The sequence below is a fragment of the Lentzea sp. NPDC004782 genome (assembly GCF_040609115.1).
GTDB lineage: Bacteria > Actinomycetota > Actinomycetes > Mycobacteriales > Pseudonocardiaceae > Lentzea.
On sequence record NZ_JBEXJN010000017.1, the window covers coordinates 44119 to 59179 of the forward strand.

Annotated in this window: 9 protein-coding genes; 4 read left to right on the top strand and 5 right to left on the bottom strand. The window is 70.0% G+C overall.

Features of this window, described 5'->3' with window-relative positions:
* The first annotated feature begins 84 nt into the window (after positions 1-84).
* The 3 genes from ABZV40_RS17925 (at position 85) to ABZV40_RS17935 (ending at position 3025) form a co-directional block, all read left to right on the top strand.
* The gene (locus ABZV40_RS17925; RefSeq protein WP_355442409.1) at positions 85-915 is read left to right on the top strand and encodes a mechanosensitive ion channel family protein; all 831 of its coding nucleotides are present in this window, start codon (positions 85-87) and stop codon (positions 913-915) included.
* 76 nt (positions 916-991) lie between these two features.
* Positions 992-1375 carry a globin gene (locus ABZV40_RS17930; RefSeq protein ID WP_355442120.1) on the top strand — a complete coding sequence of 128 codons (384 nt, stop codon included), beginning with the start codon at positions 992-994 and terminating at the stop codon, positions 1373-1375.
* A gap of 57 nt (positions 1376-1432) precedes the next feature.
* Entirely contained in the window at positions 1433-3025 is a 1593-nt protein-coding gene (locus ABZV40_RS17935) for a glycoside hydrolase family 13 protein (RefSeq protein ID WP_355442122.1), read from the top strand.
* Between the two features lie 77 nt (positions 3026-3102).
* Here ABZV40_RS17935 and ABZV40_RS17940 read toward each other — a convergent pair whose 3' ends face one another.
* The 3 genes from ABZV40_RS17940 to ABZV40_RS17950 form a co-directional block, all read right to left on the bottom strand.
* Positions 3103-4236 carry a low temperature requirement protein A gene (locus ABZV40_RS17940; protein WP_355442125.1) on the bottom strand — a complete coding sequence of 378 codons (1134 nt, stop codon included), beginning with the start codon at positions 4234-4236 and terminating at the stop codon, positions 3103-3105.
* A 75-nt stretch (positions 4237-4311) separates the two neighbouring features.
* Positions 4312-4938: a hypothetical protein gene (locus tag ABZV40_RS17945; protein ID WP_355442412.1), complete on the bottom strand. Its 627-nt coding sequence runs from the start codon at positions 4936-4938 to the stop codon at positions 4312-4314.
* The gene (locus tag ABZV40_RS17950) at positions 4931-5359 is read right to left on the bottom strand and encodes a thioesterase family protein (RefSeq protein ID WP_355442128.1); all 429 of its coding nucleotides are present in this window, start codon (positions 5357-5359) and stop codon (positions 4931-4933) included. Before ABZV40_RS17950 ends, ABZV40_RS17945 begins: the two co-directional genes overlap by 8 nt.
* 85 nt (positions 5360-5444) lie before the next feature.
* Here ABZV40_RS17950 and ABZV40_RS17955 point away from each other — a divergent pair, with 85 nt between their 5' ends.
* Entirely contained in the window at positions 5445-5942 is a 498-nt protein-coding gene (locus tag ABZV40_RS17955; protein ID WP_355442131.1) for a DUF2975 domain-containing protein, read from the top strand.
* Positions 5943-5962: 20 nt separating this feature from the next.
* Here the strand turns inward: ABZV40_RS17955 and ABZV40_RS17960 are convergent, their stop codons facing one another.
* Positions 5963-10906, bottom strand: a complete 4944-nt coding sequence (locus ABZV40_RS17960; RefSeq protein WP_355442134.1) for an NAD-glutamate dehydrogenase — start codon at positions 10904-10906, stop codon at positions 5963-5965.
* Positions 10907-11178: 272 nt separating this feature from the next.
* Complete coding sequence (locus ABZV40_RS17965) at positions 11179-15057, bottom strand: hypothetical protein (protein WP_355442136.1); 3879 nt, start codon at positions 15055-15057, stop codon at positions 11179-11181.
* Positions 15058-15061: the final 4 nt, after the last annotated feature.

The window sequence follows — 15061 nt, forward strand, 5'->3', positions numbered from 1 at the left end:
CACGTGTTGGCGCAGAGTCCCGTGGATGACGCCGCGAACAAGACCGCCCAGGCGGTCGACTTCTTCGCACAGCACGGTCCCGCGATCATCGCGGGCGCGATCAAGATCGTCCTGATCCTGATCGTGGCCTTCGTGCTGAGGGCCGTGCTGCGCAAGGTCATCGACCGGATCACCACGCCGGGCAGGGAGGGCAAGAAGCCGGGCCTGCTCAAGCCGCTGCGCGAACGCGCTCCGCAGGCGCTCGGGAACCTGGTCTCCGAGCGCCGCGAGCAGCGCGCGAAGACGATCGGCTCGGTGCTGAAGTCGCTCGTCACGCTCATGATCTTCGGAATCGCGTTCCTGGAGATCATGATCGTGGTCGGGATGGACATCACGCCCGTGCTGACCTCGGCGGGCATCCTGGGCGTCGCCATCGGTTTCGGTGCCCAGAACCTGGTGAAGGACTTCCTGTCCGGCATGTTCATGCTGCTCGAGGACCAGTACGGCGTCGGCGACGTCGTGGACCTCGGCCCGTCCATCACCGGCACCGTCGAGGCGGTCGCGCTGCGCACCACCACGATCCGCGACACGAGCGGCACCGTCTGGTACGTCCGCAACGGCGAGATCCTGCGCGTCGGCAACTCGTCGCAGGGCTTCGCGGTCGCGGTCGTCGACCTGCCGCTGAGCTACGGCGCCAACCTCGCCGAGGCGACCAAGGTGCTGGAGCGCAAGGTCGCCGAGGTCGCCGAGATGGATCCGGTCAAGTCGGACATCACGGCCAAGCCCGAGGTGCTCGGTGTGGAGAAGTTCACACCGGACAACATCACGCTGCGGGTGACCGTGAAGACGCGGCCCGGCCGCCAGTGGGCGGTCCAGCGCAACCTCCGTGCGCAGCTCATGCCCGCTCTGGAGGAAGCCGGCTTCACGGCCAAGTGAGGTCGAACACCCATTCGAGACGGCCAATCGCCGGGGCGCCCTGCACGCGGTGGCCCGCGTGAGTCAGGATGGTTGTGTGGGCAACCCCGTGAGCTTCTTCGAACAGGTCGGTGGCGAGGAGACGTTCCACCGCATCGTCGCGCGCTTCTACAAAGAGGTGAAGGCCGACGAGATCCTCCTGCCCCTGTACCCGGAGGAGGACCTCGGACCTGCGGAGGAGCGGCTGCGACTGTTCCTGATGCAGTACTGGGGTGGACCCCACACCTACTCGGAGAACAGGGGCCACCCGAGGCTGCGGATGCGCCACGTGCCGTTCAAGATCGGGCCCATCGAACGCGACGCGTGGCTGCGCTGCATGCGGATCGCCGTCGACGAGGCCGGCTTGGACGAGTCCCACCGCAAGCAGCTCTGGGACTACCTGGAGATGGCCGCGAACAGCCTGATGAACAGCTGGTCTTGATCGACCATCACCCGATCGGGTCCTTTCGCAGCGAGACGAATGGCAGGATGACCCCCCGTGCGACGATCCTCCGACCTCACCCCCGAGATCGCCGAAGAGTCAGTCTGGTGGCGTGACGCCGTCTTCTACCAGGTCTACGTGCGCTCCTTCGCCGACTCCAACGGCGATGGCGTCGGCGACCTCGACGGCATCCGGTCCCGCCTCGGCTACCTGGAACTGCTCGGTGTCGACGCCCTGTGGCTCACCCCGTTCTACCGCTCCCCCATGGCCGACCACGGCTACGACGTGGCCGATCCGCGCGACGTCGACCCGCTGTTCGGTGACCTGGCCGCGTTCGACCGGCTGGTCGCGGACGCCCACGAGCACAACATCCGCGTGACCGTCGACCTGGTCCCGAACCACACGAGCGACCTGCACGAGTGGTTCCAGGAGGCCCTGCAGGCCGGCCCCGGCAGCATGGAGCGGTCGCGCTACATCTTCCGCGAGGGCCGCGGTTTCGACGGCTCGCAGCCGCCGAACAACTGGGTGTCCGTCTTCGGCGGCCCCGCCTGGACCCGCGTGCCCGACGGCCAGTGGTACCTGCACCTGTTCGCGCCGGAGCAGCCCGACCTCAACTGGGACCACCCGGAGGTCCGCGCCGACCTGGAGCAGACGCTGCGGTTCTGGCTGGACCGCGGCGTCGACGGCTTCCGCATCGACGTGGCGCACGGCATGGCCAAGCCCGAAGGCCTGCCGGACATGGAGATCCGGGCCCAGGTGCCGGGCGTGCTGTCCGACGACGCGCACGACCCGCGGTTCGACAACGACGGCGTGCACGAGATCCACCGCATGATCCGCAAGGTCATGGACGGCTACCCCGGCACGATGGCCGTCGGCGAGATCTGGGTGAAGGACGACGAACGGTTCGCCGCCTACGTCCGCCCCGACGAGCTGCACCTGGGCTTCAACTTCCGCCTGGTCGAGGCCAACTTCGACGCCGACGCCGTCCGTTCGGCGATCGAGCACTCGCTGGGCGCCGTGGCGCTGACCGGCTCACCCGCCACGTGGACGCTCTCGAACCACGACGTCGTGCGGCACGTGACGCGCTACGGCGGCGGTGCGCTGGGCGAGCAGCGGGCCCGCGCGATGACGCTGGTCGAGCTGGCGCTGCCGGGCGTGATCTACCTCTACAACGGCGAAGAGCTCGGCCTGCCGAACGTGGAGCTGCCCGACTGGGCCCTGCAGGACCCGACGTGGGAACGCTCCGGCCACACCGAGCGCGGCCGCGACGGCTGCCGCGTGCCGATCCCGTGGGAAGGCACCACGCCGCCGTTCGGCTTCTCCTCGGCGGTCAACACCTGGCTCCCCCAGCCGAACGAGTGGGACCACCTCACGGCGGAAGCCCAGCTGGAGGACCCCGGTTCGATGCTGTCGCTGTACCGGGAGGCGCTGGAGCACCGGAAGACCAACGCCGCCTTCTCCGGCGACGAGCTGGAGTGGTACGGCGCTCCGGCGGGCTGCTTCGCGTTCCGCCGCAAGGGTGGCGGGCTGATCTGCGCGTTGAACACGTCCGGGGCGTCCGTGCCGCTGCCGCCCGGTCAGGTGCTGCTGTCGTCCGGTCCGATGGACGGCGACCAGCTGCCGCCGGACACCGCGGTCTGGCTGGTCTGAGCGGACTGTCAGACCCGCTGAGTACGTTGAAACGCAGGGGTTCCCAGTCAGGGGGTACCCCTGCGTCAGCGTGCGCGTCAGGCTCGTAGCTTGGCCTCGACCGCCAGCAAAGCGCCGAAAACGGCGACAAGCGCGGCCACCTGGGCGATGGCCAGCCACAGCCCGATGGGCACCGTCGCCAGCGCGGCGAGCAAAGCGATGATCCGCCACGTGTTGGTACCGATCTTCAGCTGCGCGCGGAAGTAGATCTCACCCAGCAGGAAGAGCGCCGCGCCACCGCCCAGCGCGAGCGCTCCGCTGAGGTGCAGGTGCTCGGTGGCGTGCCCGATCGTCTTCTTCACGCCGACCGCGATCACCACGATGCCGAGCAGGATCGGCGCGTGCGCCCAGCCGAACGCGGACAGGGCGGCCTTCGCGCGTTCTGCCGGCGTCATGCTCTGGAGGCTGTGTTCAGCGCGCACGTCCTGCTCGTGGCCGAAGTAGCACCACCAGAGCTGGTAGACGAGCGTCAGGCCGAGCAACGAGGCCACGACGAGCTGAAGGTTGAGCGGCAGCCCCGCCGCGCCGATGCCGATCGCGATGACCGATTCGCCGAGCGCCACGATGACCACCAGGCCGTGCCGCTCCACGAAGTGCGCCGGCCTGATGCGGAACTCCCCGTGCCGCCGGTTCAGGTACGGCGCCGCGACCATGATCACCACGGCCGCGACCCACGCCACCGCTCGCCACGTGCTGGGCAGGAAACCACCGGCGAAGATGAGGACCGCCGACCCGATGTTGAACGGCGCCTGCGCGGCCATCGCCTTCGCCGAGCCCGGTCCACCTGCCGAGATGTACAGCCCGGAGTGCACCAGGTTCACGATCAGGTAGCCGAGCCCGAACGCGACCCCGGCGGCGCCGAAGGCGTTGGGAATCGCCAGCGCGATGACCAGGAACCCACCCATGCCGGCCATGATCAGCAGCCGGCGGGACGTCGTGTTCGGCGGCACCGTGTTGGTGAGCCAGAGGTACCCCAGGTAGATCCAGAGGATCACGGACAGCACGATCACGACCCTGGCGAACCCCAGCGGCGAGGTGTCGGCGGCCAGCGTGCTGGTCAGCTGCGTGATCGTGAAGACGAAGACCAGGTCGAAGAAGAGCTCCAGCGTCGAGACCCGGTACTCGGGCTCGGCTGTCTCCCCGACGACTGTCTCGGAGGTTTCGGCGGACACGCGCGACATCGTGCCACGCGCATCCGCTTGCGGCGCAGCTAATTCGCCAAAGGAGAACCTTCAGTTAACTGGAGGTCACACGATCAGCGGGAGCATCGAGTGACGGCGCCGGACCACTGCGCCGAACTTGGCGTCGATCCGCAGCCACGAGTCCGTCGCGGTCACCCGCACCTCGCCGTCCTCGCCGAGGAAACCCATGCCCGACAACGCGAACAGGCACCGCAGCGGGATCTTCACGTCCAACCCGGACCCGCTGACCGTGAGCACCGTCTGGTCGAGCAACGAGGCGGGCGGTGTGCCGTGCGGGCCGGTGTTCTCCCGCGCCACGGCGACACCTTCGTCCGCGAGCTTCGCCACGACCTCGACGGGCAGCCTGTCGACCAGCAGCCAGCCCTCCGCGGGCGGCAGGGCCGAACGCCACATCAGGTCCTTGGCGGGCCCGGGATCGATGCGTTCGTCCCGCATCACCGCGAGCCCGGTCAGCAGCTCCGAGCCCGACACCGTGACATCGGCCGGATTCGCCTGTCCCGCAACGGTTCGCGTGGCGAGCGTGTCGAACGGCGTGGCCACCCACGCGTCCAGCAGCTCGGAGTTGCGGTTGCGCAGCCGCACCACGGACTGCCCGTCCAACCGCACCGCCCGCGCGGCGAACGCCCCGAGGTCGTCTCTCTCGGCCGCGTCGGCCAGCACCAGCTCAGGCACCATTACCCCCTGCCCGCCACCCGGCGAGAAAGTCGCGCTCGGCCTCGGTCAACCGACGTGGCCGCGCGGTCGTCACGTTGTAGGGCACCATCAGCGTCTCCGCCCTGGTCACCACCGGGCTACCCGTTCCCTTGCTGCGCACCACGTAGTCCAGCGTGAACGACGCGGACTTCAGCTCGCGCACGGACATCTCGACGAGGATCTCCTCGCCGGTGAACACGATCGGCGCGAGGTAGTCGACGAACAGCTTCGCCACGACCATGCCCTCGGCCATCTCCTTCACGCCGTGGCGGGCGGCCTCGGTGAAGAGCAGCTCGATGCGGGCCTCTTCCAGCAACGTCACCGTGTTCGCGTGGTTGACGTGACCGAACGCATCCATGTCCGACCATCGCGGCCGCACACCAGTGACGAAGACACCCATGCAGGGACCCTACCGCCCGCGAACCTTCACAGGATCTCCACGCCAGCCGATTGAAAGTCGATAACCAGCTCTCGATACTCGATCTATGTTTCGCGTACTCGTGATCTGCCTGCAGGCCGTGCTCGCCATCGCGTTCCTCTGCGGGTTGTACGCGCAGGTCGTGGTGATTCCGACGACGGCGGCGGACGAGGTCGCGTTCTTCCCGCCCTACGAGTCCGTGCGGGTGCCGTTCGTGACGTTCGCGATCGTCTTCGTCGTGTGTTGCCAGGTCCTGCTGGTGGCGTTGTGCGGCCTGCTGCACCGGGCGGGCAAGGGCACGGTGTTCGAGCCCGGAGCGCTTGCGTGGACCAACATCGCGATCGGCGCGGTCACGGCCGCGACCGCCGTGCTCGGATCGCTGTGCGGCTACGTCTTCTACACCGACATCCCCACGCCTTACGACGGCATGGAGCTCCTCGGCCTGTGGATGGGCAGCGGTGCCGCCACCCTCGTGGCGGGCGTTCTCGCGTTGATGCTGCTGATCGTGCGGCACTGGCACCGTGACGCGATCATGCAGCGGGCCGAGCTGGAGCAGGTCGTCTGACCTGCTCCAGCTCTTCCGCACTACCTGACCATGCTCCGCACCTGACGTGCGGCGACGGACAGGGTGGCCAGGTCCAGCTGGTGCACCCGGTTGATCTCCTCCAGCGCACCGCGCGAACGAGCCAGGCGGGAGGCGTTGGCCTGCTCCCACTTGGTGATCTTCTCGCTCGCCGTGTCGTCCAGGTCGCTCGCCCTCAGCACGTCGAGGGTGATGGCCCGCAGCGACGAGTAGAAGTCGTCGCGGAGAGCCAGGCGGGCCAGGGCGTGCCAGCGGTTGCCGCGTTCCAGGCTCGTCACCGAGTCCAGCATGTGGTCGATGTCGAGGTGGTCGGACAGCGCGAAGTACAGCTCGGCGGTCTCCCGGTGCGAGCGCTCAGGACCCATGCCACCGGCCGGGCCGATCTCGCGTTCGGCCAGCTCGGCGATCTCGGTGACGTCGAGCAGGCCGTACATGTACAGCAGCGCCGCGACCTTGCGGGCCAGCTCCGCCGGGACGCCCTGTTCGACGTAGCGGTCCGCCTTGCCGGCGACCACGTCGTACTCCTTGCCCTGCAACAGGTCCAGGGCAGACGGGCTGAGCTCGGAGACCACCTTGCGGAAGCGGTTGATGGTCGAGCCCACAGCGATCGGCTGCGGCCGGTTCGACAGCAGCCAGCGCGACGCGCGGTCGAGCAGCCGGCGGGTCTCCAGGACCATGTTGTCCTGGACCTCCGTCGCCACCACGTTGTCCAGCTCCTGGATCTCACGCCAGATCGTCCGCAGGTCGAAGACCTCGGTGACCACGGCGTAGGCGCGGACCGCGTCGGTCGCCGACGCGCTCATCTCCTCGGCCAGGCGGAACGCGTAGGACACGCCACCGCCGTCGACCACCTCGTTGACGACCACCGTCGTGATGATCTGCTTCGCCAGCGGGTGGTTCGGGATGGCCGCGCCGAAACGTTCGCGCAGCAGCGTCGGGAAGTAGTCCGGCAGCTTGTTCTTGAACGTGTCGATCGTCGGGATGTCGCTCGCGAGCAGCTCTTCCTTCAACGTGAGCTTGGTGAACGCGAGCAGCGTGGCGAGCTCCGGCGAGGTGAGGCCCTGACCGTTCTTCTCCAGCGCCTTGAACTCCGCCGCGCTCGGCAGCGCCTCCAGCTGACGGTCGAGAGCACCGCGCTCCTCGAGGTCCGCGACCAGACGCGCGTGCACCGAGAGCATCGGGACGGCGTGCGCCCGGCTGACGCCGAGGACGTTGTTCTGCGAGTAGTTGTCGGCCAGCACGAGCTCGCCGACCTCGTCGGTCATCTCGCCGAGGACCTCGTTGCGCTGCTGCTGCTCCAGCGACCCCTCCCGGACCAGGTGGTCCAGCAGGATCTTGATGTTGACCTCGTGGTCGGAGCAGTCGACACCGGCGGAGTTGTCGAGCGCGTCGGTGTTGACCTTGCCGCCGGTGCGCGCGAACTCGATGCGGCCGCGCTGGGTGAGGCCGAGGTTGCCTCCCTCGCCGACGACCTTGACCCGCAGGTCGGCGCCGTTGACGCGAATCGCGTCGTTGGCCTTGTCGCCGACGTCGGCGTGCGACTCGGTCGACGCCTTGACGTAGGTGCCGATGCCGCCGTTCCAGAGCAGGTCGACCGGCGCGAGCAGGATGGCCTTCTTCAGCTCCGGCGGCGACAGCTTCTCCACGCCCTCGGGCAGCCCCAGCGCGACGCGGGCCTGCTCGGAGATCGGGATCGACTTCGCCGTGAGCGGGAAGATGCCACCGCCCTCGCTGATCAGCGAGCGGTCGTAGTCGTCCCACGACGAGCGCGGCACGTTGAACAGCCGCACGCGCTCGGCGAACGACGTCGCCGCGACCGGGTTCGGGTCGATGAAGATGTGCCGGTGGTCGAACGCGGCCACGAGCCGGATGTGCTCGGACAGCATCATGCCGTTGCCGAACACGTCACCGGACATGTCGCCGATGCCGACGACGGTGAACTCCTCGGTCTGCGTGTCCAGGCCGAGCTCGCGGAACGACCGCTTCACGCTCTCCCACGCGCCCTTGGCCGTGATGCCCATGGCCTTGTGGTCGTAGCCGATCGAGCCACCGGAGGCGAACGCGTCGCCCAGCCAGAAGCCGTAGCTCTGGCTCACGCCGTTGGCGATGTCGGAGAACGTCGCGGTGCCCTTGTCCGCGGCCACGACCAGGTACGTGTCGTCGCCGTCGTAGCGCACGACCTGCGGCGCGGGCACGACCTCGTTGTTGATCAGGTTGTCGGTGAGGTCGAGCAGGCCCGAGATGAACATCTTGTAGCAGGCGATGCCCTCGGACATGAAGTTCTCGCGGTCGATGCCGGGGTCACCGGTCGCCGGGATCGGACGCTTGACGACGAAGCCGCCCTTGGCACCGACCGGCACGATCACCGCGTTCTTGACCGCCTGCGCCTTGACCAGGCCGAGGATCTCCGTGCGGAAGTCCTCGCGACGGTCCGACCAGCGCAGACCACCGCGTGCGACCGAGCCGAACCGCAGGTGCACGCCCTCGACGCGCGGCGAGTACACGAAGATCTCGAACTTCGGCCGCGGCAGCGGCAGGTCCGGGATCGCCTGCGGGTCGAGCTTGACCGACAGGTACGGCCGGGCGTTGCCGTCGGCGTCGCGGAAGAAGTAGTTCGTCCGCAGCGTGGCGTTGATCAGCGTGAGCAGGCTGCGCAGGATCCGGTCCGCGTCGAGGCTCGTCACGTCGTCGATCAGCTTGCCGATCTCGGTGGCCATCGTCTCGGTGCGGTCGGCGCGCGTGTGGTCGTCGAGCCGCGGGTCGAACCGGGCCTCGAACAACGCGACCAGCGCGATCGCCACGCTCGTGTGACCGAGCACCGCGTCCTCGATGTAGTCCTGGGAGTACGGCGTGCCCGCCTGCCGCAGGTACTTCGCGTACGCGCGCAGCATCGCGGCCTGCTGCCAGGTGAGCCCGGCCTGCAGCACCAGCGAGTTGAAGCGGTCGACCTCGGCCTCACCGCGCCAGACGGCGGCGAACGCGTCCTGGAACCGCACCCGCACGTTCTCGAGGTCGGACTCCGACAGCTGTTCGAGCGACTTCTGGTCGATGCGCAGGCCGAAGTCGTAGATCCAGCACTGCACGCCGTCCTCGCGCGCGATCTCGTACGGCCGCTCGTCGACCACGATCACGCCCATGCGCTGCAGCATCGGCAGCACGTCGGACAACGTGATGCCGTCGCCGGTCACGAAGAGCTTGAACCGCCGCTCCCCCGCCTCGGCGTTCTCCGGCACGTAGAACACCATGTCGAGGTCGCCCTCGGCGAGCGCCTCGATGCGCCGGTAGTCCTCGAGGCCGGTGCTCGCCGGGAAGTCCTCCTTGTAGGCCTCCGGGAAGACCGACGCGAACCGCTGGCCCTGCTCAGTCGCCGACTCGGCACCCAGCTCGAAGCTGTCGCCGACGACGGCCTCGACCATGCGGTCGTCCCAGCTGCGGACGGCCTCGGCGAGCTTCTGCTGGATCGCGTTGGTGTCCGGCTCCAGCGTGCGCGACGGGTCCGTGTGCACCATGAAGTGCACGCGGGCGAGCGCCGACTCGCCGATCCGCGCGCTGTACTCGAGGTTCAGGCCGCCGAGCTCGGCGAGCAGCACCTCCTGCATCGCGAGGCGGCTCGTCGTCGTGTAGCGGTCGCGCGGCAGGTAGACCAGGCACGAGAAGAAGCGGCCGTACGGGTCGCGCCGCAGGAACAGCCGCAACCGCCGCCGTTCCGCGAGGGCGATGACACCCGTCGTGGTCTGGTAGAGCGTGTCCGCGTCGACCGAGAACAGCTCGGTGCGCGGGTAGTTCTGGATCACCTCGAGCATCCGCTGTCCCGAGTAGGACTGCAGCGGGAAGCCGGCCCGGTGGATCACGTCGCGCACCCGGCGCTCGATCACCGGGATGTCGAGCACGTCCTCGTGCAGCGCCGTGGTGCTGAAGATGCCGAGGAACCGGTGCTCGCCGGAGACCTTGCCCTCGGAGTCGAAGGTCTTCACGCCCACGTAGTAGGGGTAGACGCTGCGGTGCACGCTGCTCTGCGCACTCGCCTGCGTCAGCACGAGCAGCTCGGGGCTGAGCGCCTGCGCGCCGTTGTCCGGTCCCGCCGTGAGGCTGCGCGCGGCGAGGCTGTCCTGGCGCAGCACGCCGAGACCACTCGCGAGCACCGCCCGCAGCGCCGGTTCGCCGTCCTCCTGCACCAGCTCGTACTGCCGGTAGCCCATGAACGTGAAATGCCCGTCCGCGAGCCACCTGAGCAGCTTCGCGGCGTCCGTGGTGGCCTCGGACGAGTCCTTCTCCAGCTGCTCCGCGAGCTGCGTCGCCGTGGTGATCATGCGATCGGTGTCCTCGACGACCTCGCGGACGTCGGTCAGCACCGTCAGCAGCCGGGTCTCCAGCTCACGGGCCCGATCGGGGTCCGTGAGGAGGTCGACCTCGATGTTCATCCACGACTCCGCCAGTGCGTCGGCGGGCGGATCGGCCGGGTCGGCGGTGGGCAACACCTCGATGCGCTCACCGGTCACCGGGTCACGGCGCACGACGACGATGGGGTGCACAACGCGCTGCACCTGCACGCCACCACGGGTGAGCTCGGAAGCGACCGAGTCCACGAGGTACGGCATGTCGTCCGTCACCACCTGGACCACGGTGACCGGACACTGCCACCCGTCGGTGGCCCGTGTCGGGTTGAGAATGCGCACGGCGGCGCGTCCGGGAACGCGGCTCGCGGCAAGCTCGTAGTTCGACCGCACCGCTCCGACCAGGTCCACCGGGTCGTCTTCGTTGACTTCCTCGGCGGGCACGTGCCGGTAGAAGAGGCGGATCAGATCAGCGAGTTCGGGGGCATTGGCGGCGGCCCGTTCGATCAGCTCGTCACGGACCTGCTCAGGACTGGCCGGTCGACTTCCACCGTCCGCGGTCGGGGCCGCGGAGGCGTCGTCGATACGGGTCGGGGCTCCAGTCGAGGTCATCTTCAGGCGACTCCACGCTATCCGGCACCTCTGTGTGCCGGGTCCGACCCCACCCTAGATGGGCAGGTGGCCGTCACCGGCAACGGGAGGGGCACTGACGGACCACTGAATCGAGGGCTGAATCGAGTCACATCATCAGTGGTTCCAACGCATTCCGCATCGTGGACGCACCCGGCCGCCCCGAGGGCGACCAGGCTTGTCCTGCGACACATCCGATCATGGGCCCGGCGATCGCCGAACCGGGAAAACGGCACGCTCGCACGTGCCGGACCTCACACTCCGGGCAGCGTCCAACCGGGAGGACCGTCCCCCGTCACGGGACGGATGGGCCCGGTGGTCTCGCTGTCCGGCGCGCCGACCGGAACGATCGGCCCGGTCTTCTCCTCCGGGGTCTCCGGACCCGGCGGCGTCGCAGACGGCTGTTCCGGAAGGAAGTAGGAATCCGCGGGCCGCGCGTCCGGTGCTGGTTCGTGCGGCGAGCTCGGCGTCGGCGCGAACTCCGATGCCCAGGTCGGCGAACCGAAGGACTCACCGGTCCGAAAGAGGGAGTCAGCTCCGGGCTCTGGCCCGGGGTTGAAGACCGAGTCCGTGTTCTCCGGCCGCGGGGTTTCGGCGTTCTGGTCCGACGCGCCGGACAGCTCCGGAACAGCCAGGTCGGCGGCCTCGAACCGCTCCTCGTCCGAACGGCGCCCGGTCTCGTAGGCGACGAGCGCTTCCGCGAGCAGGTCGGCGAGACTCAGGTCGCTCGGCTTGCGCCGGCTGCTCGGTCGCCCTGTCCGCGCGCCGGCCTCGTCCTCGGCCGTGGAGGGTTGGTCGGCGCCGAGCTGCGCGGAGTCCTGCTGGACAGCCTGCTCCGGCTCCGTGGCGAAGAAGTCGTACTGCGGCGTGGAGGCGGGCTGGGTGGCAGAACCCGGCGAGTCGGTCCCAGCACCGGAATGAGCGGACGTGGCAGCGCCGGAACCAGCCGACATGTCCTCGCCGAAGCGGAAGTCCGTGCCGGAGTCGGAGGACGCGGCCGATCCGGACCCGGCTGCGGCGCCGGGGTCGGACGGCGTGCCTGAGCCGAACCCCGTACCGGTGCCGGAGCCGGAGAACATGGCCGAGCCGAACTCGACGAGGCCGCCGGACTCGGATGGCCTGCCCGGGCCGAAGTCCGCACCGGGGCTGGAGTCGGCGGGCGTGGCGGTGGGCTGCGACGAGGTGCCCGGGCCTGACGGTTCGGCGTAGTCGGGCCGGGTGGCCGGGTCGGCCGTCGGGCCCGTCGACATCCGCACGATCGGGTCGACGTCGAAGTCCGGCCCGATCTCGAAGTTGGCCCACCCCGCCGGATCCGGCTTGCTCTCCTGGTCGGGTGTGCTGGTGGTGGCGGGCCGGCCGAATCCGGTGTCGCTCGCCGGACCGACCGGCGTGGACGGGTCGGGTTGGGTGCCGAAGGTCGGCTGCGTGCCGAAGTTCGCCTGGGTGCCGAAGGTCGGCTGGCTGCCGAAACCGGTCTGATTCCCAAAACTCGGCTGCGTGCCGAACCCGGTTTGAGTGCCGAACCCCTGCTGCGTGCCCGGACCGGCCGGGCTGCCGAAGCCCGGCTGGTCCTGGAGCGGGTTCACGCGGACCGGGGTGGTGGGGAGGTTCGAGGTGTCGTCCTCCGGTTCCACGTCCGCGGAGCTCAGGAACGTGCTCGACAGCAGGTCCGGCTCCGGCGGCTGCGGGATCTCGTCGGGGGTGGGCACCGACGGGATCGGGTCCGGGATGGGCGGGAGCGGCTTGGGCTCCGGGTCCGGGTCGGGTTTCGGGTCCGGGTGCTCCGCGGGAGTGGGCGGTGTCGGGATCGACGCCGTCGACCAGCGGGAGGCGTTGAAGTCGACGCCGCTGTAGTCGCCGTCCGGGAGCTTGCGCTCGTCGGGATCGGCCGGGGCTGCCGGGAAGCCCGCGGCCGGGGTGTACAGCGGGTAGGCCGGGGCCGGGTCGTCCAGGTGCGGGCCGAAGTCGGGGGCCGCCGGGGCGCGGTTGAACGCCGCGGACAGGCCTGGGCGGGACGCTCGTTCCCCGGCGCTCGGGTCGGCGGAGTAGTTCGGGGACTCCTGGTCCGCGCCGGCGTAGTAGCTCTGCGCCGCCGGGGATTGCGGGGTGTCGTCCTGGCGCAGGCGGGACGGAGGTTCCACCCGCCACGACGGGGAGTCCGCGGAAGTTTCGGCGTCCGGGGCTCGGCGGCGGCCGCCTGCGCGCAGGCCCTGGGCCTTGAGCATGTCCAGGACGCTTTCCGGCTGGGATCTCGGCGCTTCTTCGCGGGCGGGCGCTTCACGGGCTGCCACCTCACGGGCTGCGGCTTCGCGTTCGGCGGCTTCTCGTTCAGCGGCCTGGCGGGCGGCTTCCTGCCGCGCGGCCTCCTCACGGGCGGCGGCCTGCCGCGCGGCTTCCTCACGGGCGAGAGCTTGGCGCGCGGCCTCCTCGCGGGCCGCTTGCTCGCGGGCGGCGGCCTGGCGGGCGGCCTCCTCGGCGGCTTCGCGTTCTGCCTGGGCGCGTTGTTCGGCGCGGGCCTGGCGTTCGGCCTCGATCTGGCGGCGGGCCTCGCGCTGCAGCTCCATCAGCTGCTGTTCGACCTTGCGCTTGCGTTCCTGGTCCGGCGTGAGCTGCGGCTCAGGGGCGGTGGACGGCTCGGCGGGGGTGGTGGGCTGGTCCTCGTCGATCTCGCCCGCGGCCACGCGGGCCGCGCGGCGGCGGCCGCTCACCATGGCGCCTGCCGAGGCGATCAGGCCGGAGGCCGGGACGGTGCGGTCGGAAGAAGGCTGGGGTGGGGGTGGGAGTTCCAAGGGTTCCGGGGTTTTGTCGTCGGGCTCGCCGAACGGCTGGACCATGCGCCAGCGATCGGCGGCATGTTGGCGTGCCGCGGACAGACCCTCCACGGTCATGTCTTCGGCAGCTCGGCGCACGCGCTTGACCTTCAGGCCGTCGCCCTTGCGGACCTGGACCGGGCGCCACTGGCGCAGTTGTTGCTTCAGGGCGGCGGACAGCACGCCGTCGGTCACCACCTGCATGCCCTCGACCGGGCGGAGCAGGCTCGCCAGCTGCTGGTGCAGATCGGCGGGCTGGCGGTGGACGCCGGAGAACTCGGCGGCGAGGCGGGCGCGCACCGCGTAGACGGCGCGGGCCCTGCGGCGTTCGGCGGCGTGGGCGGAGCGCAGGTTCGTCAGCGCGTCGGCCAGCTCGCCGGACACCTCGTGCACATGCGCGAGCGCGAGCAGGCTTTCCGCGAGAAGGGTGTCGAGCTGGTGGCGTTCGGCGCTGGCCGCGGCGTCGCGCAGCATTTCGCGGGCGAGCGCGACGCGGCCAGCGGGGAGGTGGACGCGCGTCGCGAGAGCGAGGCGCAACCAGCCCGTGGTGGAGGCGGACGGAGCGCGCACCGGACGGTCGAGCAACGGGGCGCCGACTTCGCTCGCGTCGAGGAGTCGGTTGGCGTCCATGAGCGACAGCACCAGCTCCAGCGTGAGCCGGCCGACGCCCTGGCCGCTGTCCGCCGACGGGTCGGCGAACCTGCCGAGCAGGTCGAGGCCTTCCCGTGCGGTACCGATGGCGGCCGCGATGTCGCCCCAGCGACGGTGCTGGGCTGCCTGGACCGCGCGGATCAGGCCGCGCAGGAGCAGGCGGGTGTCCTCGTCGAGCGTCGTGTCGGCGACGTAGAGCTGGTCCGCCTCGGCGAGCGCCCTGGTGGGCTCGTCGCCGCGGCCGACCGTGACCAGGCATTCGCTGGCCTGCACCAGAGCGGAAGCTCGCAGCTCCGCGGGCACGTCCGGCGCTTCCAGCACGGGCGTCACCGCGGCGAAGCCCGTCAGCGGCGCGCCCACGGACCGCGCGCACGCCGCGAGTTCCACCCGCAGCAGCCACGCGGTCTCGTGCTCACCGGCGGCCTCGGCCGCCTTCAGCGCGTCGATCGCCCGGTCGGCGATGCGGACGCCGCGGCCCACGCGGTTGCCCGCGAAGACCACCAACGACTCGGCGCGGAGCCGGTCGGCTTCGTCATGACGGGCGGAGGCGAGCGCAAGTGCGCGCTCACCCAGCACCAGAGCGAGCTCCGGTGCTCGCCAACGCAGCCGCCAGGCGGGCACGACCAGCGTGCTCACCTCGACGTCCGCCTGCGTCTCGCCCCTCGCCGCCACGACG

Bases quoted from the DNA above. Each gene is read 5' to 3' on its own strand.
- ABZV40_RS17960 (WP_355442134.1), bottom strand. From the start codon at position 10,906: ATGACCTCGACTGGAGCCCCGACCCGTATCGACGACGCCTCCGCGGCC.
- ABZV40_RS17955 (WP_355442131.1), top strand. From the start codon at position 5,445: ATGTTTCGCGTACTCGTGATCTGCCTGCAGGCCGTGCTCGCCATCGCG.
- ABZV40_RS17950 (WP_355442128.1), bottom strand. From the start codon at position 5,359: ATGGGTGTCTTCGTCACTGGTGTGCGGCCGCGATGGTCGGACATGGAT.